Origin of the sequence: Bradyrhizobium ontarionense, assembly GCF_021088345.1 — a bacterium.
GTDB lineage: Bacteria > Pseudomonadota > Alphaproteobacteria > Rhizobiales > Xanthobacteraceae > Bradyrhizobium > Bradyrhizobium ontarionense.
This window is the reverse complement of record NZ_CP088156.1, coordinates 3,778,071-3,802,149: the sequence shown is the minus strand read 5'-3', so window position 1 is coordinate 3,802,149 and position 24,079 is coordinate 3,778,071. Positions and strand designations below refer to the sequence as shown.

Sequence of the window (24,079 nt, the reverse complement as noted above, 5' to 3'; positions counted from 1 at the left end):
GGCTTGATAGCGCAAACAGCGGGCGGCCTTTGGCCCGAAGTGACCGATATCATGGCGGCTTTGCGGCTTTTGAACGCCGCGCTGCCCATCGTCTCGCCGGCCACTACTGATCCACTGCAACCGTTCTGCGTATGACGGCGTAGTCCGCAATCAGGTTCAACGCGCCGTCTCATGCCGCGGCACCCTCGTCCGATGAGTTCTGCGCTGCGAGGTCGGACGCATCCGTGGCCGTTCGTACGTGCATCGGTTCGGCGCGGCCGCGGATTTCCACTTCCTGCTGCGGCAGTGCGCCGGCGGCAAGTCCCGCCCGCGCGCAGACGTCCTCGGAAATGATCACCTGGCAGCCGAGAGTCTTCGTCAGGTCCTGCAGCCGTGACGCCACGTTGACGGAATCGCCAAGCGCGGTGAACACCATGTGATCACGGTAGCCGATCTCGCCGACGATCACTTCGCCGCCGTGAATGCCGATGCCGAAGCGGATCGGCTCGTGCAGATCATGGCTCAGGAAGCCGTTGAGCTCGGCGATGTTGGCGGCGATGTCCCGGGCTGCCTGGATGGCCTGCCCGCACGCGATATGCGGATCGACCGAGAGGCCGAACAGCGCCAGCATGCCGTCGCCGATGAACTGGTTGGGCTGGCCGCCATTCGTCAGGACCGCCTGTGACACCGCGCCAAGGAAACGGTTGACGATGAACACGACGTCGAACGGCAACCGCTTCTCGGCGAGGCTGGTCGATCCCCGCATGTCGACGAACAGGCTCACGAGATAGCGTTCCTGCCCGATCCCGGCCCTTGGGCCGCTGTGCCCGCTTGGCGTCAGGTTCGGCATGAATAGCTGAAAGAAGGAGAGGTCACCCGTGGGACGCAGCTGGCAGGCCAGTCTGATCGAAGGATCCGCGGCGCCGACCTGGGTCAGCACGAAGGCTTCGCGCGGCGAAGGCGCCGGCAGCGCGCTGCAATCTCCGATTACCCTGATGCGGCAGGTCGAACAGCGGGCGCGGCCGCCGCACATGCTGGCATGCGGAACGTTGTTGCGCAGACTGGCCTCGAGCACGGAAAGACCCTTCGGTACCCGGATGGTCCGGCCGTTGTTGTAGGACAGCGTGAGCATGCCGCCACGGCGCTCATGCAAGGCGCGGACGCCGCGCGCTGTGAGCACGACCCCGATCAGGCCGAGATAGGCGATCAGGAAACCGTTCATGATGGTTTCGAGGGTCGCCTGCTCGGAAGGCGTGCCCATCTGCTTCTTGGACAGATTTTCGGCGCGCCACTCCGCTGTCGCGCTCGTCGCGATGACGTCACGGCCTCCGCGGTAGAAGCCGAGCAGGGCCAGCGCCGGGATCAGAACGGCGCAGGCGAGCAGTCCCGGCGCGATCCGCCTGTAGAATGGCTTCAGACGCAGCCAGCCATGCAGGCCGATGCAGCCGTGGGTCCATGACGTCAGCAGTGAGGCCGTCATCAGCCAGACGCGCCAGGACGGCCCAGTCCAATAGGAATACAGAACCTGCGGGTAGAGCTTCTCATGTCCGTAGAGGGTCTGACCGAGGCGGACGCCGGCGATATGGGCGAAGATCAGCGCCGGGATGCTCAGACCCAGGACGAGTTGCAGCGGCTCCAGCGTTCTGCGGCTGAACTGTCGGCGTTGATAGAGCGCCCAGACGCCGAGGCCGCCATGGACGAGAATGGCCGAATAGAACAGCACGGCGACCGGCGGGAATTGCCAGAACCTGACGTGATAGTAGAGGCCCTCGCCAAGCGCCTGCAGTGAGATGTTGCCGAGCGCATGATTGAGGAAATGACTGAGGAGATAGCTGAACAGAATGATGCCGCAGATGAGTCGCAGCTGCCGCACGCCGATGCCGCGAAAGGCAGTTCGCAACCGATGGGAAATCGAAATGGTCATGGGGTCCGTGTCATCGTGAACCGCGATGCTAGAGATTTATTCCCTGATGGCCTAGAGGGCGGGTTGCGGAGGCGGGCCGGCGGTGCCGGGGGAGCGTTGACTCGCCCGACGGAGTCGGGGAAAAGCACCGCGTGACGGCCATTTCCCCCAGCATCGACAGTCCACATCCTCGGTCCACGCGCGCCGCGTGGCTCATGGCGGCGGTCGTGATCGCGGCGATGACGATGATCCGCATCGTTTACGCGAGCGCGCTCGATCTGCGCACCGACGAGGCCTATTACTGGACCTGGTCGAAAGAGCTGCAGCTCTGCTTCCTCGATCATCCGCCCATGATCGCCTGGTTCATCCGGCTGGGAACCACGCTGTTCGGCGATACCAATCTCGGCGTTCGCTTCGCAGGTATCCTCGCGATGGGCGCATCGCAGCTGCTGCTCGCCGACATCGTCCGCCGCGTCACACACAATGTCAGGGCCGTGATTCTCGCGGTGCTGCTGCCGGAGGCGGCGCTGTATTATGGCCTGCTGATGGCCAAGGTTGCGCCCGATATCGCGGCGATCCCGTTTGCGCTCGCGATGATCTGCGCCCTGGTCCGACTTGCCGAGAGCGGCGACGGCCGCTGGTGGCTCGCCGCCGGCCTGTTCGGCGGATTGGCGCTGCTGTCGAAGTTCACCGTGGTCATGCTGTTGCCGGCGGTGGCGGCGTTCCTGCTCGTTCCCGCCTGGCGTCGCCGCTGGCTTTTCAGTCCCTATCCCTGGTGCGGCGCGCTGATCGCTCTGGCGGTGTTCTCGCCTGTGCTGATCTGGAACGCCCAGCACGACTGGGCGTCGTTCTGGTTTCAACTCGTTCGCGCCACCGCGCCGCGCGATTTTTCCTTTCGGACGCTCGGCGACTATATCGGACTGCAACTCGGACAGGTCGGATTCATCCTGTTGCCCGTCACGCTGTCGGCGCTGACGCTCACGGCGTGGCGTGGCTATCGCACGCGCGAGCCTGTTGCGATCCTGCTGTCCACCGCGGTGCTCGTGCCATTCCTGTACTTCCTGTGGAAGTCGCTCACCCTGCGGATCGGCGATACCTGGCCGATGTTCATGTGGCCGATCGGGTTTGCGGCGGTCGCCATCAACATCGTACGGCTGCCGCAGGAAGGCTGGCCGAAATGGATGATCCGCTCGACTATCGGCTGGGCGCGCGCGGCTGTCGGGACGGGCATCGCCATGGTCGTCCTGATCTTCCTCTATTATGTCGCCGCACCCTGGAATTTCCTCGGCAGGGCCGATCCCATTGGCGGCGAGGCGGGGTACCAGCAGGTGGCGGCGCGGGCCGAAGAAGAACTGGCGAGCACCGGCGCCACCTGGATCGCCACCTCCGACTACCGCACCTATGCGATGCTGCGCTGGTTCTTCAGGGGGCGCGTGCCGGTCGTCCAGATCAATGAGCGCGCCCGCTTCCTGGGCTTTCGTGATCCCGGCATGAGCCTGATCGCAGGACATCCCGGCCTCTACGTCGTGCGCGAGCCGGACAACAGCGGTCGGGTGTGGACTGACACGACCGCGCGCCGGGAGCCGCTCGGCAGCGTGCAGCGGACGTGGCGCGGCACGGTCATGGACACCTACGCGCTCGAGAAGCTGACGGGATGGACGCCCGACCTGTCGCCGCCACCGACATCGCCATTGTACCAATGGCGCTGGCTCGCCGGTGATCCCGACTCCACTGCCCGCGGCTGAGCATCACTCCTCATCCTCCCGCTTGCGCAGCAGGTCCTTGGCGAGATCGGCCAGTGCCGGCCGCGGCAACGCCGTGAACGGCAGCGGCCGCGTCACGTCGATCGCCGCGAGGCCGAGCCGTGCCGTGAGCAGGCCGTTGAGCACGCCCTCGCCAAGCCGTTGCGACAGTTTTGCAGCGATGCCGTGGCCCAGCACCTGCTGGATCAGGCTGTCGCTCGCTGCCATGCCGCCGGTGATCGCGAGATGGGCGATGATGTGGCGTAGCAGGCTGATCATGCCGAGTGCGCCGGGGCGGCCGCCATAGAGCCGCGCGAGCTGGCGGATCAGCCGCAGCGACGCCACGAACACGAACAGCACGTCGATCATCGCACGCGGGCTCACCGCCGTGACCACCGACACCCGTTGCGCCGCCACCGAGACCAGCCGGCGCGCCTCGATGTCGAGCGGCGTCATCAGCTCGCGCTCGGCGAGCTTGATCATGTCGCTGCCGTCGATGATGTCGTCCGCATGGCCAGCAAGCTCTGCGCGCGGTCGCGCCAGTCGCGGATTCGCATGTGCGATCCGCAGCAGCTCGGCGATGACTTCGCGGCTCTCGGCGCGATCGTCGGACAAGAGCACCGCGGCGGCGCGCTGATGCAGCTTCTCGATCGTGGCCAGCCGCACCAGCCCAAAGGTTTCGCGCGCGATCACGGCGGCGAGCGCGACCGCGGCGGCGGCGGCTAGCCCAGCGCCGAGATAGCCGAGCGCCTCGCTGCGGGCGAACAGATCCTCGATCAGATGCGTGACGCCGAGGCCGAGGCCGAGCAGCACGAGGCCGGCCACCGATCCCCAAAAAAGGGCACCCCAGCGGAAGCCGTGCCGCGCCGGCAGCACGACCTCGACCGGCACCGGCAATTGCGCGGGGTCGGCTTCCGGCGTGATCTGGATCGTGCCGCGGCCCGGCCGGCCGGTATCCTCTGCATCGACCACCACGACGTCGGGATCATCGAGCCGGAACGTCTGGGGGCGACGTGGCTTGGCGCGTTCGCTCATTGCAGCCGGTCTCCGATCAGGAACTGAAGGGCGCGGTCGAGACGAATATGGGGAAAAGCGGGCTCGCCGCCAGCGTCGGGCTCCAGCAAAGGCGGGCGGAAGCGAAGAAAGCGGAAATCGGTCCCATCGGCGTCGGCGCTGGACAGGCCGCGATAGGCACCGCCCTTGAACAGCTCCTCGGCATCCACAGGCAGCTCGCCCGGAAACGTCGCCACCTCGGTGTTGCCGTCGAAGATCTCGCCATTGGCGCTTTCGCCGGCGGCGGGGGTACCGAGCAGCGACGGCAGCTTGTCGCGGCCGCGCGCGACCAGCGCTTCGCGCGTGGCCCGCACAGCGGCCAGCGCCACGACGTCGATGTCGGCGCCGGTGCTCTCGGCGCGGGCCACGGCGTGGTTGACGGCGCGCCGCAGCACGGCCTCCAGCCGGTCGTGGCTGGTGTGATGCAGATGATCGGCCTTGGTGGCCGCGAACAGGATGCGGTCGATGCGGGGCCGGAACAGCGTCGACAGCACCGAGCTGCGGCCGACGCGGAAGCAGTCGAGAATGCCGGTCAGCGCGGCCTCGAGATCATGCAGCGCCTCCGGTCCGGCATTGAACGCCGAGAGCGCGTCGACCAGCACGATCTGGCGATCGAGCCGCGCGAAATGGTCGCGGAAGAACGGCCGGACCACGATGTCCTTGTAGGCCTCGAAGCGGCGCACCATCATCGCCCACAGCGAGGCGTCAGGCGCGTGGCCGTGGGCCGGCACATCGAGCGGCGCAAAGGTCAGCGCCGGCGATCCCGCGAGATTCCCTGGCATCAGGAATCGTCCCGGTGGCAACAGGCTCATGGCGAAGCGGTCGTCGCGGCAGGCGCGCAGGTACTCGGTGAACAGACGGGCCGCCTCGAGCGTCGCCGGCTCGTCTTCGCGGCCCTCGGCGGAGAGTGTGGCCAATTGCGCGTGCCAGTCCCCGGCCAGATGTGCCCGCGGCTCGCTCCGCGACAGCGCGAGGCTTTCGTGCGCCCACTGCTCGTAGCTTTTGTTCAGGAGCGGCAGGTCGAGCAGCCACTCGCCGGGATAGTCGACGATGTCCAGGGTCAGCGTGCGCTCGGCACCATTGGCGCGCTGGAATTCGATCACCAGCCGGAGCTCGCTGATGTCGACCGTCGAGCTCGGCCAGCGCCGCTCCGCGACCAGCGCCCGCACGTGGCTCTCATAGGCAAAGCGCGGCACGCCGTCATCCGGTTGCGGCGCCAGATAGGCGCGCGCAATGCGGCCGGTGGCCTGCGCCTCGAATATGGGCAGGCGTCCTCCCCGGATCAGCCCGTGGATCAGCGCGGTGATGAACACGGTCTTGCCGGCCCGTGACAACCCGGTGACGCCGAGCCGGACGGTCGGGTTGAAGAAGCTCTCGCCATAATCGAGCAGGGCGCGGGCCGAAAGCCGCGCTTCGTCGACGAGTTCAGAAAAAGACACCATGCGGGAGGAGAATTCGCGAGTTGAAAAGGGCGTGAGCGACTTGTGAGAGGTGGCGATGCAAAACCCGGGATTCAAGCTCACATTTCCGGCGCGTTTTCGGGTAGAACCGGAGCTTCAACGGATCGTTGACCACTGGAAACCATAATCGTCCAGCTAAGTTTGTCCCGGCAAGCCAACGCCAGGTTCCTACATGACCGTATTCCAACTGAAGCAGTTCGCCTCGACCTCCGTCCATGCCGCCACCGGTGCGATGCGGTGGAATTACGACAAGGTCGAGATGATCGTCGATGGCGTAATCCATATCCTCGGGATCGCCGCCGGCCTGGTGGCCGCGACCGTGCTCGTGGTGCTGACCTCGATCTATGCCAGCCCGGTCGACATTGTCGTGGTGTCGGTCTATGTCGCCGGCCTGCTGTCGATGCTGATCCTGTCGGCAACCTACAATCTGTGGCCGGTGTCGCCCACCAAATGGGTGCTGCGCCGCTTCGATCATTCCGCCATCTACGTGCTGATCGCGGCCACCTATACGCCGTTCATCGCGGCGCTGAAGGACACGCTGTTCTCGGTGGCGCTGCTGCTCGGCGTCTGGGGCGTTGCCATTTTCGGCATCGTGCTGAAGCTGCGCTGGCCGGGCCGCTTCGACGCGCTGTCGATCGGGCTCTATCTGGCGCTCGGCTGGAGCGGCATCATGATGTACGACCGCGTCGTCGCCGTCATGCCGACCTCGGTTCTGGCCTGCGTGCTCGCGGGAGGCATTCTCTACAGTATGGGCGTCATCTTTCACTCCTGGCGCCGCTTGCGCTTCCAGAACGCGATCTGGCATTGTTTCGTCCTGCTGGGCGCCGGCTGCCACTACACTGCGGTGCTCGATCTCGTTCTGACATAGAAAATTCCACCAGGAGGGCTTCGCATGCAGGTGACCGGCAAGAACGTGGTCGTCACTGGTGGAGCCCGCGGCATCGGCAAGGCGCTGTGCGAGGCCTTCGCGCATGCCGGCGCGGCCAAGGTGATCGTGACCGATCTCGATGGTGCAGGCGCGCGCGCGGTCGCGGCCGAGATCGGCGGCGCCGCATTCAAATGCGACGTGGCGCAGGAGAAGGACATCCTTCACGTGATCGAGGAGACCGAACGGCAATTCGGCCCGATCGCGTTGTTCTGCTCCAATGCCGGCATCGGCGGTGGCTTCGATCCGCTGGCGGTGAATGTCGGCGGGGCTTCGGACGAGCCGTGGATGCGGAGCTGGGCCATCCATGTGATGGCCCATGTCTATGCCGCGCGGCACCTCGTTCCGCGCTACAAGTCTCGCGGCGGCGGCTATTTCCTCAACACGATCTCGGCGGCCGGCCTGTTGTCGCAGGTCGGTAGCGCTGCCTACTCCACCACCAAGCATGCCGCGGTCGGTTTTGCCGAGAATCTCGCGATCTCGCACAAGGCCGACAACATCAAGGTCTCGATCCTGTGCCCGCAGGGCGTCGACACCGACATGCTGCGCTCGATCCCGAAGGGGCCGCAATCCGGCGACGGCGACCTGACGCCGGAGCGGGTCGCGAAGGACGTGCTGAAGGGGCTCGCCGAGGAGACCTTCCTGATCCTGCCGCACCCGCAGGTGCTCGGCTACATGCGCAAGAAGACCGAGAATTACGACCGCTGGCTCGCCGGCATGGCCAAGATCCAGGCGAAGATGCGCGAGGAGTTCGGCAAGTAGTTGCCCGCGTGCGCATGCGGATAAGCGAGTAGGGTGGGCAAAGGCGTGCGTCCATACTGCGTGCATCATGCCGCGCTCGCTCGCGCGCCGTGCCCACCATCAGGCTCCGAGCTGCGGCGCGACGGTGGGCACGCGACCGCCCTGCGGGCGGCCGCTTTGCCCACCCTACGGCAGTGTCACTCAGGCTCGCCCCGATTTCACATCTCAAACAGCTGATGACATGACCGTGCGGTCTCGCGGCGGATTGTGCCCGAGGCTTGCGGTCGACATGTCCCTCCTGACAAACGAAGGGCGCAGGGAATGCCGGGTGAGGGCTTCACCCATGGCCCGCCTGCGAAAAAAAATGCAGGCGGCAGGTACCACAGGTGCTGCCGGATCAACCCGGCATTCCCTGCGCGATGGTCTTCACGCTTATATCGCGCTCTCCCCGGTGTCCGGGCTTGTTAGCCACCGTCGTCCGCGCGATGCGCAAGCATCATCACGAACTTAGCGCCAGCGTCGGGGCGCCAGGACCACGCAACTTCACGTCCGCAAGAGCATCGTTCGTCCGCATCTCCGTTAAGGACATGCTGCGACGTCTCGCGGCCACCGCATCCCCGCCTCGCGTGTCGTGACGATCGCGCGCAACGCCCCTTGTGTTCAGAAAGTCTGTCAGAATATGCGAACGGGCGGTTCTCGCAAAACCGCCCGTCGCTGGATCTGAGCCCGTAACGCCCCAAACGCAGCAGAGCCTGTTTCAGAGCGAGGGACAGCTCCGGTGATCTTCCTCAACCCGAACAGTTGCAAGGGCCTCGAGCCCATACAAGGCAAGGAAGGGAGTGGATGATGACACAAATCGCAAACGGTGTCGCTGGCATCGATGTGGCCAAGGACAAGGTGGACGGCTGCATTCGCAGCCTCGGACTACGGCAGACGTTCCCGAGCACTCCGCACGGGCACCGCCAGCTGTTGACCTTGCTTCGCAAGCACAAGGTGAACAAGGCCGTCATGGAGGCCAGCGGCGGTTATGAGCGCGAGTGGGCCAAGGTGTTGCGCCAGGCCGGGATAGAGGTGCGGATCGTCGATCCCAAGCGGGTTCGCAACTTTGCCCTATCGGCCGGTCGACTGGCGAAGAACGACACGATCGATGCGGAGATGATCGCCTGGTTCGCCGAGACGTTCAACGACGCACCGAGCCAGACCTACGATGCTGCCCGCGAGGAACTGGCGGGACTGGTGAAAGCACGCAAGAACCTGATGGATCTGAAAACCCGTCTGCAGAACCAGAACGAACATGTCGTGCCGGGATTGGCGCAGAAGGCCCATTCCCAGGTGTTGAAGACGCTCGCTGCACAGATTGCGAAGCTCGAGGCTGCGATCTCGGCCAAGGTCAAGGCCACACCGGAGTTTGCCAAGCGCGCCGAGATCATCGAAACTGTGCCAGGGCTTGCCGGCACGACCTCCGCGATCCTCATTGCAGGAGCGCCGGAGCTCGGCAAGGTGAGCGACGAGATCGCCGCCGCCCTGATCGGGGTCGCTCCTTACGACGATGACAGCGGCAAGCGCCGAGGCGAGCGCCACATCAAGGGGGGCCGGCGCTGGGTGAGAAACGGCCTGTTTCTTCCCTGCCTCGGCGCAGCGACCCAGCATAATCCGGTGCTCAAGGCCTACTATGAGCGCCTCACCGCCAAGGGCAAGGAGCCGAAAGTTGCGCTCATCGCCTGCATGCGCAAGCTGATCATCATCCTCAACACGATGATCGCCCGCGGTGAGAAGTGGAATCCTAAGCCACCACGCGTTGCGGTGAGCTGATCGAGCGCCATGCCGCGCTCGGTCCACGACCGAGCGCATGCCAAGCCAACAGGACGGCGAGCGGACGGGGTCAAGGCCTTCAGCCGCCGAAGGCGGGGGCGCGTCTCGCGCCAGCCTTGAGGCCGGCCGCTCGCCGGCCTACCTCAACAGCACAGTTGCTCCGTATCGAGGCGGGATGCGCGGAAAGATCGTCCTGATTTGCCCGACGGCGCAAGGCTTCACGCTGCGACATTTCAACACGACGGGCAGTTTCGTCATGGCCCGCATGCGCAATCTGCCCGTCGGCCGCGTCGTCAACGCGACAGCTGCATCTCCTCTTCCGCGGAGCGCGACGCCTTCAGCGCGCGGGCATAGAGGATCAGGCCCTCGCGCACGGCGCGCTGCTCGGTCTTCGACAGCGACGCCAGGGCGCCTCGAACCTGTTGGCGGCCGAATGCGTGCAGCGCGGCCAGCGTCCGCCGTCCCTTGGCGGTGAGCGATAGCGGCTTGATGCGGGCGTCGCCGGGATCGATCATCTCCTGCAACTCGCCGCCGTCGATCAGCTTTCGCACCATGCGGCTGACGCTGGATTTTTCAAGATGCAAGATCTCGCCGAGCTGCAGCGCCGTCATCGGTCCGCGCAGGCCGATCTCCAGGATGGTGTGAACAGCGGACGGAGGATGGTCGGTCGCGGCCACCGTTGCTTCCATGAAGCCGAGCTCCCGCACCATCAGGCGCGAAGCGGCACGGATGTCGTCGACCAGTGTGGCATCGGTCATCTTGATCTCCAGCGACGATAGTTGTATCATACAACAAATTTCCGGCGCAATGGCGCGCCGGGCATCGAGTTGTGGAGAGCGCGCGATGAGCAACGCTGTGGCTCGCGCCGGGAGCGCCGTGTCATCCGAGGGGCGGATGCGCGGCAAGGTCTGCCTGGTCACCGGCGGCGGCTCCGGCATCGGTCGGGCCGCGGCGCTCAGGATGGCGGCGGAAGGCGCCGAGGCGGTGCTGATCGCCGGCCGGCGCGAGGCCGAGCTGGAAGCGGCAGCCTTGGACTGCCGCGCCTTCGGCGTCGAGGCCATCGCCGTCAGAGCCGACGTGACACGGCAGGAGGAGGTCGAGCGCCTGGTCGCGACCGCGCTCGATCGTTATGGCCGGCTCGACGCCGCCTTCAACAATGCCGGCTTCCAGGAACGGCGTGCGCCGCTGGAGCAGCAGGGTGGCGGGATCTATGACGACGTGTTCGACGCCAATGTGCGCTCGGTATTCCTGTGTCTGCGCGCGCAACTGGCGGCGATGTATGCGCGCGGGCAGGGGCGCATCGTGATCAACGCCTCGGTGAGCGGCGTGCGCAATCCGAACGCCGGGCTTGCGCTCTATTCGGCATCGAAGGCCGCGGTCATCTCGCTGACCCGCTCGGCCGCGATGGAGGCTGCGCCGCGTGGCGTGCGGATCAACGCGATCGCGCCGGGACGGGTCGTCACCGACATGATGCTGCGTGCGGGTGTCGGCGATATCGCGACCGTGGCCGCGGGCCTGCCGCTGCGCCGGATCGGGCAGCCGGAGGACATCGCAGAAGCCGTGGTGTGGCTCCTGTCGGACGCGTCGGCCTATGTCGTCGGCCACGTGCTCGCGGCCGATGGCGGATTTCTAGCCTCGTGAGCCTGACGATCCGATCGCCGATTCGGGTCGACGAGACCAAGCTCGCAAGCGGCGTGCGGGGCATGGACTTCAGATCCGAGGCATCAGGCGATCGTCAGACGGCATCAGGGCCGCGCCGGATTTCCGTCAAGATCGGAGAGGAGTTGCGGCGTGCGTGCGGCATCACTGCGTGCATCGTCACTGCGCGCATCATCGTCCTGACTAATTAGTTCTATCCGCGAACGTCTGCAGGCGCTTCGAATCGCGTCGAAGCGCCGTTCTGCAAATGATCCGCAATCTCGCATGAAATCTCCTCAGCTCGGCACAATTTCCGCCGACGTTCGTCGGCTACCTGGACGTCAAGGGAACCGGTCGCAGGCATCGAGCATGTGTCATGGCGGCGGTGGCCCGACGTCTCGCGTGTTGTTCTGCGTAGCCTGGTTTTCCGTTGCAAGCCTCCGATTCCCACAAGACCGGCGCGTTCGCCGTGCGGACGAAGCGGCTGATCCTGACGCGCACCCAGAAGGGCGTGACGCTCGCGCTCGTCGAGGTGCTGCTTCTGGCCGTCATGGTGGCCGACGCGTCCGCGCAGCAGACGATCAAGGCCAAGCCGACGGACGTCGTTCCGGGGCGGTCCGATCGCTTGTTCTTTCGCCACGTCACCGCGCGCAGCATCTATTACAACGTGCCCCGGATCGCGAACGACAGCCGCACGCTGATGATGCGCCAGGACCCGCGCAGCATCAGTGCGCTGTTGCGTCCGGTGCGCGAGGCCGGCGCGCCGCCGCTCACGCCTGCGGGCAAGGGCGGTCTGCCGACCGGCAGCCCGGCGTTCGCACAGGCGGCGTTCCAGCCGGTTCGCGGCGCCATGGTGCCGAAGACCGAGCCGCCGCGCGAGATCGCCCGCGCGGCGCCGAAGCAGATTGCCGCAAAGCCAGCGCCGGCCGACGAAGCCGTCGCCGCTGTCCAGCCGGTGGGCGTGCTGCGCAACCGCGACGTCCTGCCCGATCGCAATCTCGACACCGTGAAGCCGCCGCCGGTCACCGCCGAAGCCAAGCCCTACGATCCGACCGGCGTGACCGTTGGGTCGTTCCTGGTGAAGCCGGCGGTCGAGATCCAGGCCGGCTATGACAACAATCCCACCCGGCGAACGGGCGGACCGGGATCACCGGTCGCCATCGTGGCAACGGAAGTCTCGGTGCGCTCGCAATGGGAGCGGCATCAGCTCAACGCCGATTTCCGGGGCGCCTACACCGAGGACACCAACGTCCGTTCGATCAGCCATCCGACCTTCGAGGCGCGCGCGCAGGGACGCTACGACGTCACCGAGGGCACCGCGATCACCGGCGAAGCGCGTTTCGTCAATGACGCGCTGACGATTCCGGGCCTGCTGAAACTGCCGCGCGTCACCACCTTCGGCGGCAGCGCGGGCGTGGTGCAGAAGCTCGGTCCGGCCGAGATCGCGTTCAAGGGATCGCTCGATCGCGTCGTCTTCAATGATGCGATGATCACGACCAACGTCCCGCTGCGGACGCAGGACCGCAACTATACCCAGCCTGGCGCGCAGGTCCGCGTCACCTATGTGCTGACGCCGAACATCTCGCCCTTCATCGACATGAGCTTCGATCGCCGTAACCACGATCTGGAGGTCGACTTCAACGGCCAGCGCCGCGACTCCAGCGGCATTGCCGCGCGCGGCGGCGCGGTCGTCAACCTGGGATCGCTGACCGGCGAAGCGTCGGTCGGCTACCTCACGCGCCGCATGGACTCGCCTGCGATGCCGAACATCAGCGGCGTGATCGCGGATGCGACCTTGGCCTGGGCCGCGACCGATACCACGACCTTCGTGCTCGTGGCGCGTTCGCAGGCGTCGGAAACGCCGGCATTGAACGTCTCGGGCATCCTGTCGCGCGATGTGATCATGCAGGTCGACCATCAGTTCGAGCCCTGGCTGATCGGAACGCTGCGCGGCGGCTATGGACAGGATCAGTTCGTTGGCATCGGGCGGACCGATCAGCGCACGTTCGTCGCCGCCGGCGGCACCTACAAGATGAACCGCAACGTTCAGCTGAAGAGCGAGATCCGCACCGAGTGGACCCGCTCCAACATAGCGCTCAACAATTTCATGGCCGTGGTCGGCGTCGTCGGCGTGCGCTTCCAGTACTGAGCGTGTGATCGGGCTTTGACCCGGGCGCCGCGCACGCGAGGTATCGTCGCCAGGATGCTTCTCATGCGAGGCCATCCACGCATACGGACGAGAGCCGTGCTGAGCGGAGCGTGAACGCGGCTGCCTGCGCCGTACAAGGGCGGCGGGTGAGGCCGCGCCGACCCAGATCGAAAGCCCGGTGCGGCGCCCAACTAATCCGACTGCGTCACAATGACCGGCATTCCGGGGCAAGGCCGCAGGCCTTGAACCCGGAATCTCGATATTGTCTCGATCTTGTCTTGGGTCTGTTCTGAACAATTTCGAGATTCCGGGTTCAATCGTCAACGCGCAGCCGCTTCGCGCCTTCGCATTGACGATTGCCCCGGAATGACAGTGAAAACGCGACTGTGCGGCTCTTTGTAACGCAGTAGAACCAAAAAAATGAGCCCCGCAGGGGGGCGGGGCTCAGGGCAGTGCATGCCGGGCGGATGGGGGCCGGGGGCATCTCACGCGGCGGGTGAGGTTAGATCCCGCCGCGTGCGCAGTTCCCGGTTGGTTCGGCATGCGGCTTGTCACGGCCTTTTTGTTGTTGTCCGGTCCGCGCCGCCCGGGCGAGCGGCGCGGAGCGCAGCGGCCTTACTGCTCGAGCGCGGCAAGCGCAGCGTTGCCGATCTGTTGTGCCTCGGCCCAGGCGGCCTGGGTTGCCTGCTGCGCCGCCGTGTAGCCGGCCTGGACCTGCTGCTGAGCGGTCGCGCGTAGCGCCTGCTCCTGCTGCTCGCCGGCTTCGCGGGTCTGGGTCAGAGCCTGGTTGTCGGCGGTCAGCGTGGCATTGGCCTGGTTGAAGGTGTTGGCCGTGGTCTGTGCCTTGGCATTGGCGGCGGCAAGCGCGGCCTGGTTTGCGGCCGTGTTGGCCCGCTCGACGACCTCGGCCGCCTCCTGCGCGTCCTGCTTGGCCTGCTGTGCCACCTGACGCGCCTGCTCCAGTGCCTGCCGGTCGGCATTCACCTTCTGCTCGGCCGCTTCGGTCGCCGCATCGAGCGCGCCGATCTTCTGGTTCAGCGCAGCCTCGACCGCCTTCTGGTTCTGCGTCGCGGCGGCCTGCGCGGCCTGGGTCTTCTGCTGGGCGACTGCACGCGCCTGCTCACCGGTCTTTAGCGCGGCTTGCAGTGCAGCCTGCTCGGCCGCCTCCTGGGCGGCCTGGTTCTGCTGGTTGCCGGCGGCGGGCTTGGTGCCGCCGTTGTTGGCAGTGCCGCCGGCATTGGCGGTGCCGCCATTGTTGGCGTTGCCGGCAGCCTGGCCAGCCTGCTGAGCCGCCTTCCCGGCAGCCTCGGCGGTCTCGCGCGCCGTATCCTTGGCGGCGTTGGCGGCTTCCTTGGCCTCGTTGGAGACGTCGATGTCCTTGTCGAGCTTGGTGAAGGCCGCTTGCAGCGCAGCGGAGGCCGCGGTCAGCTTCGCAGCGTTGGCTGTGGCCGCCGCCTGATTGGCCGCGGTCGGGTTCTTCTCGGCCTGCTCCTGGGCCTCGATCGCGGCGCCGCGCGCAGTCTGCTCGGCCTGGCGTGCAGCGTCGATCGCCTTGCGGTCGGCGGCGACCTGCGCTTCGGCGGTCGCGGCGGTCTGGGCTGCGGCTTGTGCGGCGGCGTTGGCCTTGGCGACGGCGTCGTTGCTGCTCGACGAGCCTGCGGCGGCGGCCTTGGCCGGGGTCGCGGCGGCGGCAGGTGTCGCGGTGGCCTTCGCGATCGCGACGGTGGTGGTGGCCGCCGTGGTCTTGGCCGCCGTGCCGGTGCCGGTGCTCGTGGCTGCGGTCTTGGCCGTGCCGGTCGTCGCTGCCGTGGCCGTCTTGGTGGACGTGCTCGTGGTCGCGGCAGTCGTGGTGGCAGCTGCCGGCTTGGCGGCCGTGCCGGTGGTCGTCGTTGCGGTGGTCGCAGCCATGGTCGTCGTCGCGGCAGCCTTGGCAGCCGTGCTCGCCGCGGCCGTGGAGGCTGCGGTTGTCGCCGCCTTGGCGGCTGCGCTGGCTGCGGCCTTCGCAGCAGTGTCGGCTGCAGCCTTGGCGGCGGCGGTGGCTGCAGCCTTCGCGGCTGACTTGGCGGCGGCGTCCTGCGCCGCCTTGGCGGCGGCAGTTGCAGCGGCCCTGGCTGCAGCATCCTGCGCGGCCTTCGCTGCGGCGGCCGCAGCCGCCTTGGCCGCAGCATTCTGCGCCGCCTGCGCTGCGGCGTTGGTGGTCGCGGACGTGGCGAGCGCGTTGGCCTGATGCGGTAGCGCCGTGATCGCCAGGGCGGTCATCAGGGCCAGCACGCTGACGTGGCGATAGAGGTCGTTCCTCGATGATGCGGTTTGAAGGTTCTTCTTGTCCGCCATCCGCTCAACTCCCTTGGTACGCTGAATCGTATGGCGTTCCTTTTGACAATGATTTTTGATTGCAGGATGGTCGGACCTTGCACGCGGCATGGCGTCGCCCGCCAGGACGCGGCAGGATTTCGCGGTGTTTGCGGCAGCTTGACTGCAAGGCGCCGGCGGAATTCAGCAGAAAGCTTTTGAAACAAATGCTTGCCGCGGAAAGCGCCGTTCCACCGATGGGGCGGGTCGATGCTGATTTCGGGGCACGCCATGCTGTTGCCACCGAGGGTGCGACGCGTTGTCGCGTTCGTTGGAATGTCTTGACGAAGCGTCCGTAGATCGAACGCCGTCAGGTCTTCGGCGCGTAGAGCAGGGGGACGGCGGAATCCACCATGACCTCGACGAGGCTCGTGCCGTCCTGTGCAAGGCTGCGTGCCAGAGCGGCTTCGAGGTCGGCCGACGTCGTCACGCGGACGGCGTCGCAGCCCAGGCCTTCCGCGAGCTTGACGAAGTCGAGCCCCGGCAGATCGAGCCCGGGCACGTTGCGCACCTGCATGACCTGGCTGAACGAGCGCATCGCTCCGTAGCCGGAGTTGTTGATGACGACGACCGTCAGCGGCAGCCTGCGCTGCGCGGCGGTCCACAGCGCCTGCAGCGAGTACATCGCCGAGCCGTCGCCGATCAGGCACACCGTGCGGCCTTGTCGCCGTCCCAGCGCCATGCCGACCGCGGCCGGCAGGCTGTAGCCGAGGCCGCCGCTCGCCATCGTGTAGAACGAGTCGGCGCCCGGCATCGGCATGAACTTGTGCATCACCGGCCGGTGCGAGGGGATCTCCTCGACCAGCGCAGCGCCGCCTGGCAGCGCCCGCGACAGCGTATGCAGCAGATAGTCGACCGGGATCGGATCGGCCGGCTTCGGCGCGTCCGGCAGCACGCGGGCCTTCGGCGCGGCGCGCTTCGTCTCCGGCAGCAGCTCCAGCAAGAGCGAGAGCGCCGGGCGCATGGTGGAGACGATGCTGGTGCCGATCGGCGGCACGGCCGCGCCCTCGGCATCGTCGGTGATCTGATAGATCGCGGTGGCGCCGTCGAAGATCGCGGCGTGGCCCTCGACATGGAAGGTGAAGACCGGCGCGCCGATCACCACGACGAGGTCGTGGGCTTTCAGCGCCTCCGACAATTGCCCGGGCGAGGCCGGCAGGAAGCCCTGGAATTGCGGATGCCGCTCGGGGAACGAGCAGCGCGCCGAGAACGGGCTGACCCAGACGCTCGCTTTGGTCTTCTCCGCGACCGCGACCATCTGCTCGACGCAGCCGGCGCGATCGATGCCGGGGCCGACCACGAGCGCAGGGTTCTTTGCAGCGCCGAGCGCATCAACCAGCTCGTCCATGGCCGCGCGGTCGGGACCGAGCTCGCGGCTGAGCTTTCGTGCGACGACCGGCTGGGAGGGATGCATCCAGTCGTCGATCGGGATCGAGACGAAGGTCGGGCCGCAGGGCGGCTGCATCGCGGTGTAATAGGCGCGCGCGATCGCGCCCGGCACGTCCTCGGGCCGGGCCGGCTCGACGCTGTATTTGACGTAGGGCCTGGGGAATTCCGACGCGCGCTCGGCATAGAGGAAGGCCTGCAGCGGCAGGATCGCGCGCGCCTGCTGGCCGGCGGTGATGACGAGCGGCGTCTGGTTGCGATGCGCGGTGTAGATGTTGCCGAGCGCATTGCCGACCCCGGCGGCCGAATGCAGGTTGACGAAGCCGGCATTGCGCGTCGCCTGCGCATAGCCGTCGGCCATGCCGACCACGCTCGCCTCCTGCAGGCCGAGCACGTAGTCGATGTCATCCGGCCAGTCGCTCAGGAACGGCAGCTCGGTCGAGCCGGGATTGCCGAACACCTTTTTGATGCCGAACGCCCGCAGCAGCTCGAAGGTGGCCTGCTTGACGGTGCGGGACTTGGTTTTGGGAGACTTGCCGGACAAGACGTTTCCTCGGGAGCGATCGTTGTTTGTCGTCATTCCGGGGCGATGCGTAGCATCGAACCCGGAATCTCGAGCTTTTCTTTTCCCTCTCCTCGAGGTTCCGGGTTCGATGCTCTGCGCAAAATGGCTTCGCCACTTTGACGCGACGCCTCGCCCCGGAACGACGGGATGTATTCTACCAGGTCGCGGTGCCCTTCATAGTCGGTTGCCGCTCGGCATTGGCGATCCAAACGTCCAGGCCCGCATCAATGTCATTGGCGTTGACCGAGAATTCCGAGCCCTCGAACAGCGGCTGCACGCCGCGATAGGCGAACTTCGCCGGCGCCTTGCCCTTGAGCTTGGCGGCGAACTCGACCAAGAGCGCGGCCTGCAGCGGGCCGTGGAAGATCAATCCCGGATAGCCCTCGACCTTGGTGACGTAGTCGCGATCGTAGTGGATGCGGTGGCCGTTGAAGGTCAGCGCAGAATAACGGAACAGCAGCACCGCATCGGAGACACGCGTCTCGCTGTGCTGTGCGACCGGAGAAGGTGGCGGCGCCTTTGCTGGCGCGGGCTGCGCGCCGCCCATGTCGCGGTAGACGATGTCCTGGCGCTCGCGGATCGCGACCCCGCGCGGCGTCGTCACGACATGCTCGACGGCGACGAAGCAGAGCTGGCCGGTCGAGCCGCTCTTCAGGGCGACGTCGGAGATGGTCGAGACCCGGGTGGCGACATCGCCGACGCGCAACGGATCGAGAAACGCGACCTCGCCGCCGGCCCACATCCGGCGCGGCAACGGCACCGGCGGCAGGAAGCCGCCGCGGGTCGGATGGCCGTCAGGGCCGAGCTGATCATGCGGAAACACCGGCTGGCCCAGGCACCAGTGCACCGTGTAGGGTGCGATGTCGCCCGTATCAGGTTCGCCGATGTCCTGGAACAAGGTCGCGCGCAGGCCCTTGGTGAGCTGGGCGGTGACGATGTCGGTGGCCTCGGCGCTGCGGCCGACCCATTGCCGCAAGCGATCGAGATCGAGCGTGTCCGTCATGATCATCCCTTTCGCGCGGAAGAGCCGGCTTCGCCGATACCAGGCACCGCGCCGTAACGCCTGTCGTCGCCGACCACGATGGCGGCCGGGGCCGGATAGCTGACGACGCCGTTTGGCGTGCTCACGTCAATGCGCCGCAGATGCGGATGGGTCGAGAGATCCGCCATGCTGTTGACCTCGGCAAAGGCGATGTCGGCGCTCGCGAGCTTGGCGAGCAGTTCGTCGCGCGACAGCGCCGCGAAACGTGCGGCCACGATCCCGTCGGTCTCTGTCCGGTTGCGCACGCGCGCGACCATGTTGGCAAAGCGCGGATCGTCGGGCAGAGCCGGCTGCTCCAGCACCTTGGCGCACAGCGTCTTCCACTCGCGCTCGCTCTGGATCGAGATCAGGATGTCCTTGCCGTCCTGCGAGGTGAACACGCCATAGGGCGCGATCGAGGGATGGGCGAGGCCGATGCGCTTGGGCGGATGGCCGGCCTCGGCATTGAGCAGCGGCACGGTGAGCCAGTCGGCCATCACGTCGAACATCGAGATCCGGATGTCGGCGCCCTCACCGGTGCGGCCGCGGCCGATCAGCGCTTCGAGGATCGCGGCATGCGCGGTGGCGCCGGTCGCGACGTCGACGATCGACATGCCGACGCGCGACGGCCCGTCCGGACCGCCGGTGATCGAGGCGAGCCCGCTCTCCGCCTGGATCAGCAGGTCATAGGCCTTGCGATCGGCATAGGGACCGGAGTCGCCATAACCGGTGATGGTGCAGCAGATCAGCTTCGGATAGTCCTGGCGCAGCCGCTCGCGCGCAAAGCCCATTTTGTCCATCGAGCCGGGCTTGAGGTTCTGCAGCAGCACGTCGGCGCTCGCGATCAGCCTCTCCAGCTCGGCGCGGCCTTCTTTCGTCGCGAGATCGACGACGACGGACTCCTTGCCGCGGTTGAGCCAGACGAAATAGCTGCTCTGGCCCTTGGCGGCGGCGTCATAGCCGCGCGCGAAATCGCCCTCCGGTCGCTCGATCTTGATGACATGCGCGCCGGCATCGGCGAGGCGCGACGAGCAGAATGGCGCGGCGACCGCCTGCTCGACGGCGACGACGGTGATCCCTTCAAGCGGCAGCATGGTGTGAACTCATAGAATGGGGCCTCATGGTTCGAGACGCGCCGCAAGTGCGGCGCTCCTCACCATGAGGGTGGAGAGATGTAGCTGCGCCTAAGATCCTCATCCTGAGGAGCCCGCCGCAGGCGGGCGTCTCGAAGGATGGCCGCGGGCGATGGATAGACCGCGGCATATCAGTACGAGCGCGGCAGGCCGAGCACGTGCTCGGCGACGTAGGAGAGAATGAGATTGGTCGAGATCGGCGCGACCTGATAGAGCCGCGTCTCGCGGAACTTGCGCTCGACGTCGTATTCCTCGGCGAAGCCGAAGCCGCCATGAGTCTGGATGCAGGCATTGGCCGCCTCGAACGAGGCGTCGGCCGCGAGCATCTTGGCCATGTTGGCCTCGGCGCCGCAATCCCGCCCGGCCTCGTATTTGCGCGTCGCTTCCTTCACCATCAGCTCGGCCGCGCGCATCGAGGCGTAGGCCTTCGCGATCGGAAACTGGACGCCTTGATTCTGGCCGATAGGACGGCCGAACACGACGCGCTCCTTGGCATAGGCGGTGGCCTTGGCGATGAACCATTTGGCATCGCCGACGCATTCGGCGGCGATCAGGATGCGCTCGGCATTCATGCCGGAGAGGATGTAGCGGAAGCCCTTGCCCTCCTCGCCGATCAGGTTCTCGGCCGGCACCCGCATGTCGGTGAAGAACACTTCGGTGGTGGCGTGGTTCATCATGGTGCGGATCGGGCGGATGGTCAGCCCGGCGTTTCGCGCCTCGCGCATGTCGACGATGAAGACCGAGAGGCCATCGGTGCGCTTCTGCGCCTGGTCCTTCGGCGTGGTGCGCGCGAGCAGGATCATCAGGTCGGAATATTCGGCGCGGCTGGTCCAGATCTTCTGGCCGTTGACGACGTAGCTGTCGCCGTCGCGCTTGGCGAAGGTCTTCAACGACGAGGTGTCAGTGCCCGAGGTCGGCTCGGTGACGCCGAACGCTTGCAGCCGCAACTCGCCGCCGGCGACCTTCGGCAGCCACTTGGCCTTCTGCTCGGCAGAGCCATGACGCAGCACGGTGCCCATCGTGTACATCTGGGCGTGACAGCCGCCGCCATTGCAGCCGGCACGCTGGATCTCCTCCAGAATGGCCGCGGCCGCGGACAGCTTCAGGCCCGCGCCGCCATATTCTTCCGGAATCAGCACCGAGAGATAGCCGGCTTGCGTCAGCGCATCGACGAACGCACTGGGATAGGCCATCTCGCGATCGAGCTTGCGCCAATATTCGCCTGGGAACTGGGCGCAGAGCTTGGCCACCGCGTCGCGGATGTCGGCGTAGTCGTCGTGCTGATGCTGGTCTGTCATGCGCTGCTCCGCGGGCCGATGTTGCGCGGCCTGCGGTCTCCCTGTGCTCGTTTGTCATAGCCTATGACGAAGCAGGCCTCGATTGGCAAGCTTGGAATGCCAGCGCGCGGTGCGGTCAGCCGTCCGAACGCGAGCTGCCATTTCTGCTTTGGATGGTGCGCGGCCACGACGTTCTAGCTGACGGAAAATCCGAGATGGCTGCGAAAGCGGTTCTTCAGGAAAACGCCGTCCCGCGGGGGCAGGGCGCGGTCGACATGGTCGGTCGAGATCGCGACAACAGCGAAATGCGGACCGGCGAGATCGCGCAGCTTCGGCCGAAAGGCCTGCAGCGCAGCGTGGTCGAGGATCGTGCTCACCGAGCGAAAGCCGGCGCCGGAGGCGATCTGCTCCAGGCTCACGCCGAGCCCGGAATGGCTCATCTGCATGCCGGTCTCGCCGAAATGCGCATTGTCGAGCACGACGATCGACAGGTTCTTCGGCTTCTTGGCCGCTGACGTGGCGAGGCTGCCGAGCCCCATCAGCTGCTCGCCGTCGCCGGTGATGACGGCGACCGGCCGCGACGGCTGTGCCAGTGCGAGGCCGAGGCCGATCATGACGGCGCCGCCCATCGCGCCCCAGAGATAGAAGTTCGCCGGGTGATCGCCTGCGGCGAACACATCGTAGGACGACGAGCCGAGACCGCTGACGACGAGCAGGTCGCCGCGCTCGGCGACCAGCGCCTTCACCGCGGCGCGACGGTCGAGCGCTGCACTCATCACTTGTTCTCCGTCCATTTCTTGGCGCCGATCATGCGCTGGGAGATCAGCACCGCGATCGGCTGGTCGCTGTCGAAGGCGAGCGTTGCCGCGGCGGCGGCGATCTCGCCGGCGTCCTCGGGGCGTTCCATCCGGAACACGGTGACGCCCATGATCTCGAAGGCGGACTGCGTCGCCTTGCCCATCGGCACTTGCCACGGATTGAACTCGGCCCATTCGCCACGCATCGTGACGAAGGTGAGGAACGGGAAGCGGCAGCTCGCCAGCAGCGAGAACATGTTGACGCAATTGCCGACGCCGCTCGACTGCATCAGCAGCACCGCGCGCTGGCCGCCCAGCCAGGCGCCCGCGCCGAGCGCGACGCCTTCCTCCTCGGTGGTGAGGACGGTGGTCGCGATCGCGGGATCGTCGTGGGTCAGCCGGATCAGGCGGGCGTGTCCGGCATCGGGCACGTAGCACAGCTGCCGGACGTCGGCGGACTTCAGGGCCTCGTAGATGGCGAGCGGCCAGTCCGGGCCGGTACTCGGTGTGTCGGTCGGTGCGGCAGCGGCCATGGCGTCCTGCGGTTCATGCGCACCCGCAAAGGTGCGGAGGTGATCTAGCAGAAACGAAGGTCGGGGCCCATCGCATCTGGTTCATGCGGCCATGCCGAAGTTGTATAGTCCGAGAGGCAGCGGAGCCTCATGGTTCGAGACGCGCCGCAAGCGGCGCTCCTCACCATGAGGGTCTTGGGGCCCGCTCATTCAGGCAACTGCCTGCCCTCATGGTGAGGAGCCGCGCAGCGGCGTCTCGAACCGTGAGGCCCCATGCGGTCGACCAAACGAATGGTCGTGTGGAATGGACCCGATCGACGGGAACTCACCCCGGTATGCGCACCGGCAGCGATTCGTAGCCGCGCACGAAGCTGGAATAGACCCGCTTCGGCTCGCCGACGACCTCGATGCGGTCGAAGCGCTTGAGGATCTCCTGCCAGACGATGCGCAGCTGCAGCTCGGCGAGGCGCATGCCGACGCAGCGGTGGATGCCGAAGCCGAAGGAGAGGTGGATGCGCGGCCGCTTGCGGTCGATGATGAAGGCGTCGGGGTTCTCGATCACCTCCTCGTCGCGGTTGCCCGAGACGTACCACATCACGACCCGATCGCCCTTGCGGATCTTCTGGCCACCAAGCTCGGTGTCGACCAGCGCAGTGCGCCGCATATGGGCGAGCGGCGTCTGCCAGCGGATCACCTCCGGCACCATGGTCTCGATCAGCGCCGGATTGTCGCGCAACTTCTGATATTCGCCGGGGTTCTCGTTCAGCGCCAGCACCGAGGCTGTCATGCTGTTGCGCGTGGTGTCGTTGCCGCCGACGATGAGCAGGATCAGATTGCCCATCAGATTGTCCGGCGTCATGTGGCGCGTCGCCTCGCTGTGCGCCATCATCGAGATCAGGTCGCGCCCGGGCTCGGCCTGGCGCGCCTTCCAGAGCCGGCCGAAGGTCTCGGCGCATTCGGCGAGCTCGCGCCGGCGCTCCTCCTCCGACGAGACGATGCCGCTCTTGGGCAGCGCGGTGGACACGTCCGACCAGCGCGTCAGCTTGCGTCGCTGCTCGAACGGAAAGTCGAACAAGGTCGCCAGCATCTGCGTCGTCAGCTCGATCGAGACCTTCTCGACCCAGTTGAAGGTCTCGTTGCGCGGCAGCGAATCCAGCACCTTCGCCGAACGCTGCCGGATCAGCACGGCGAGCTCATCGAGGTGATCGGGCGTGAACATCGGCGACACGGTCTTGCGCTGCTCGCCGTGAACAGGCTCGTCCATCGCGATGAAGCTCGGCCACTCGTAGCCGGGTGCCACATCGCGGATCATGATGCCGCCGTTGCTGACGTCGGAGGAGAAGATCGCGTGGTTGGTGTCGACATGCATGATGTCGTGATACCGAGTCACCGACCAATAGGGCTCGATCGGCGCCTTGGTGCAGTAGTGCACCGGGGCCTCCTTGCGCAGCCGCTCGAACCAGGGCCAGATCGTGTCGCTCTGGAACAGCCGCGGCGCGCCGGGATGGAAATCCTCCAGCGGCGTGGAATAGGCCGCGAGCCGCGCCTCGCGCAGCAGATCGGCGTGGTCGGAACGGATCGCGGCCTGAACGGTCATGGGGGTCCTTTCCTGGAGCGTCGCTCCAGCCTCAACA

At 66.5% G+C, this 24,079-nt stretch carries 18 protein-coding genes; 6 read left to right on the top strand and 12 right to left on the bottom strand.

Annotated elements, in window-relative coordinates; genetic code table 11:
• Positions 1-169: 169 nt before the first annotated feature.
• Entirely contained in the window at positions 170-1,903 is a 1,734-nt protein-coding gene (locus LQG66_RS17150; protein WP_231327366.1) for an adenylate/guanylate cyclase domain-containing protein, read from the bottom strand.
• Between the two features lie 194 nt (positions 1,904-2,097).
• Between LQG66_RS17150 and LQG66_RS17145 the strand changes: the two genes are divergently transcribed.
• Positions 2,098-3,627 (top strand): glycosyltransferase family 39 protein, encoded by a 1,530-nt coding sequence (locus tag LQG66_RS17145; protein ID WP_231327365.1) that lies wholly within the window; start codon positions 2,098-2,100, stop codon positions 3,625-3,627.
• Positions 3,628-3,630: 3 nt separating this feature from the next.
• Here the strand turns inward: LQG66_RS17145 and LQG66_RS17140 are convergent, their stop codons facing one another.
• Complete coding sequence (locus LQG66_RS17140) at positions 3,631-4,659, bottom strand: YcjF family protein (RefSeq protein ID WP_231327364.1); 1,029 nt, start codon at positions 4,657-4,659, stop codon at positions 3,631-3,633.
• Entirely contained in the window at positions 4,656-6,119 is a 1,464-nt protein-coding gene (locus tag LQG66_RS17135) for a YcjX family GTP-binding protein (protein WP_231327363.1), read from the bottom strand. Before LQG66_RS17135 ends, LQG66_RS17140 begins: the two co-directional genes overlap by 4 nt.
• Before the next feature lie 190 nt (positions 6,120-6,309).
• On the opposite strand from LQG66_RS17135, the gene trhA reads away from it, so the two are divergent.
• The 3 genes from trhA (at position 6,310) to LQG66_RS17120 (ending at position 9,615) form a co-directional block, all read left to right on the top strand.
• The gene (gene trhA / locus LQG66_RS17130; protein WP_231327362.1) at positions 6,310-7,005 is read left to right on the top strand and encodes a PAQR family membrane homeostasis protein TrhA; all 696 of its coding nucleotides are present in this window, start codon (positions 6,310-6,312) and stop codon (positions 7,003-7,005) included.
• A gap of 24 nt (positions 7,006-7,029) precedes the next feature.
• Positions 7,030-7,824, top strand: a complete 795-nt coding sequence (locus LQG66_RS17125) for an SDR family oxidoreductase (protein ID WP_231327361.1) — start codon at positions 7,030-7,032, stop codon at positions 7,822-7,824.
• Between the two features lie 825 nt (positions 7,825-8,649).
• Entirely contained in the window at positions 8,650-9,615 is a 966-nt protein-coding gene (locus LQG66_RS17120) for an IS110 family RNA-guided transposase (RefSeq protein WP_231327360.1), read from the top strand.
• A 293-nt stretch (positions 9,616-9,908) separates the two neighbouring features.
• Here the strand turns inward: LQG66_RS17120 and LQG66_RS17115 are convergent, their stop codons facing one another.
• Positions 9,909-10,373, bottom strand: a complete 465-nt coding sequence (locus LQG66_RS17115) for a MarR family winged helix-turn-helix transcriptional regulator (RefSeq protein ID WP_231327359.1) — start codon at positions 10,371-10,373, stop codon at positions 9,909-9,911.
• An 85-nt stretch (positions 10,374-10,458) separates the two neighbouring features.
• Between LQG66_RS17115 and LQG66_RS17110 the strand changes: the two genes are divergently transcribed.
• Both LQG66_RS17110 and LQG66_RS17105 read left to right on the top strand, forming a co-directional pair.
• On the top strand, positions 10,459-11,256 hold the full coding sequence (locus LQG66_RS17110; RefSeq protein ID WP_231327358.1) for an SDR family NAD(P)-dependent oxidoreductase: 798 nt from the start codon (positions 10,459-10,461) through the stop codon (positions 11,254-11,256).
• A 427-nt stretch (positions 11,257-11,683) separates the two neighbouring features.
• Positions 11,684-13,402, top strand: coding sequence for an outer membrane beta-barrel protein (locus LQG66_RS17105; RefSeq protein ID WP_231327357.1), 1,719 nt, complete (start codon positions 11,684-11,686; stop codon positions 13,400-13,402).
• A gap of 615 nt (positions 13,403-14,017) precedes the next feature.
• Here the strand turns inward: LQG66_RS17105 and LQG66_RS17100 are convergent.
• The 8 genes from LQG66_RS17100 to LQG66_RS17065 form a co-directional block, all read right to left on the bottom strand.
• Positions 14,018-15,736: a hypothetical protein gene (locus LQG66_RS17100; RefSeq protein ID WP_231327356.1), complete on the bottom strand. Its 1,719-nt coding sequence runs from the start codon at positions 15,734-15,736 to the stop codon at positions 14,018-14,020.
• Between the two features lie 328 nt (positions 15,737-16,064).
• Positions 16,065-17,684 carry a benzoylformate decarboxylase gene (gene mdlC / locus LQG66_RS17095; protein ID WP_231327355.1) on the bottom strand — a complete coding sequence of 540 codons (1,620 nt, stop codon included), beginning with the start codon at positions 17,682-17,684 and terminating at the stop codon, positions 16,065-16,067.
• Between the two features lie 175 nt (positions 17,685-17,859).
• Positions 17,860-18,708, bottom strand: a complete 849-nt coding sequence (locus LQG66_RS17090) for an HTD2 family dehydratase (RefSeq protein WP_231327354.1) — start codon at positions 18,706-18,708, stop codon at positions 17,860-17,862.
• A gap of 2 nt (positions 18,709-18,710) precedes the next feature.
• Positions 18,711-19,820: a CaiB/BaiF CoA transferase family protein gene (locus tag LQG66_RS17085; protein WP_231327353.1), complete on the bottom strand. Its 1,110-nt coding sequence runs from the start codon at positions 19,818-19,820 to the stop codon at positions 18,711-18,713.
• A 170-nt stretch (positions 19,821-19,990) separates the two neighbouring features.
• Positions 19,991-21,157 carry an acyl-CoA dehydrogenase family protein gene (locus LQG66_RS17080; protein ID WP_231327352.1) on the bottom strand — a complete coding sequence of 389 codons (1,167 nt, stop codon included), beginning with the start codon at positions 21,155-21,157 and terminating at the stop codon, positions 19,991-19,993.
• A gap of 173 nt (positions 21,158-21,330) precedes the next feature.
• Positions 21,331-21,912: a thiamine pyrophosphate-dependent enzyme gene (locus LQG66_RS17075; protein ID WP_231327351.1), complete on the bottom strand. Its 582-nt coding sequence runs from the start codon at positions 21,910-21,912 to the stop codon at positions 21,331-21,333.
• Complete coding sequence (locus tag LQG66_RS17070; protein ID WP_231327350.1) at positions 21,912-22,466, bottom strand: thiamine pyrophosphate-binding protein; 555 nt, start codon at positions 22,464-22,466, stop codon at positions 21,912-21,914. Before LQG66_RS17070 ends, LQG66_RS17075 begins: the two co-directional genes overlap by 1 nt.
• Positions 22,467-22,770: 304 nt before the next feature.
• A complete protein-coding gene (locus LQG66_RS17065; RefSeq protein ID WP_231327349.1) occupies positions 22,771-24,042 on the bottom strand; it encodes a cytochrome P450 in 1,272 nt (423 codons plus the stop codon).
• Positions 24,043-24,079 lie beyond the last annotated feature (37 nt).

Coding starts and splice junctions, on each gene's coding strand:
- LQG66_RS17120 (WP_231327360.1), top strand. CDS start 8,650: ATGACACAAATCGCAAACGGTGTCGCTGGCATCGATGTGGCCAAGGAC.
- LQG66_RS17090 (WP_231327354.1), bottom strand. CDS start 18,708: ATGACGGACACGCTCGATCTCGATCGCTTGCGGCAATGGGTCGGCCGC.
- LQG66_RS17115 (WP_231327359.1), bottom strand. CDS start 10,373: ATGACCGATGCCACACTGGTCGACGACATCCGTGCCGCTTCGCGCCTG.
- LQG66_RS17125 (WP_231327361.1), top strand. CDS start 7,030: ATGCAGGTGACCGGCAAGAACGTGGTCGTCACTGGTGGAGCCCGCGGC.
- LQG66_RS17080 (WP_231327352.1), bottom strand. CDS start 21,157: ATGACAGACCAGCATCAGCACGACGACTACGCCGACATCCGCGACGCG.
- LQG66_RS17100 (WP_231327356.1), bottom strand. CDS start 15,736: ATGGCGGACAAGAAGAACCTTCAAACCGCATCATCGAGGAACGACCTC.
- LQG66_RS17075 (WP_231327351.1), bottom strand. CDS start 21,912: ATGAGTGCAGCGCTCGACCGTCGCGCCGCGGTGAAGGCGCTGGTCGCC.
- trhA (WP_231327362.1), top strand. CDS start 6,310: ATGACCGTATTCCAACTGAAGCAGTTCGCCTCGACCTCCGTCCATGCC.
- LQG66_RS17140 (WP_231327364.1), bottom strand. CDS start 4,659: ATGAGCGAACGCGCCAAGCCACGTCGCCCCCAGACGTTCCGGCTCGAT.
- LQG66_RS17085 (WP_231327353.1), bottom strand. CDS start 19,820: ATGCTGCCGCTTGAAGGGATCACCGTCGTCGCCGTCGAGCAGGCGGTC.
- LQG66_RS17150 (WP_231327366.1), bottom strand. CDS start 1,903: ATGACCATTTCGATTTCCCATCGGTTGCGAACTGCCTTTCGCGGCATC.
- LQG66_RS17065 (WP_231327349.1), bottom strand. CDS start 24,042: ATGACCGTTCAGGCCGCGATCCGTTCCGACCACGCCGATCTGCTGCGC.
- LQG66_RS17110 (WP_231327358.1), top strand. CDS start 10,459: ATGAGCAACGCTGTGGCTCGCGCCGGGAGCGCCGTGTCATCCGAGGGG.
- LQG66_RS17070 (WP_231327350.1), bottom strand. CDS start 22,466: ATGGCCGCTGCCGCACCGACCGACACACCGAGTACCGGCCCGGACTGG.
- LQG66_RS17135 (WP_231327363.1), bottom strand. CDS start 6,119: ATGGTGTCTTTTTCTGAACTCGTCGACGAAGCGCGGCTTTCGGCCCGC.
- LQG66_RS17145 (WP_231327365.1), top strand. CDS start 2,098: ATGGCGGCGGTCGTGATCGCGGCGATGACGATGATCCGCATCGTTTAC.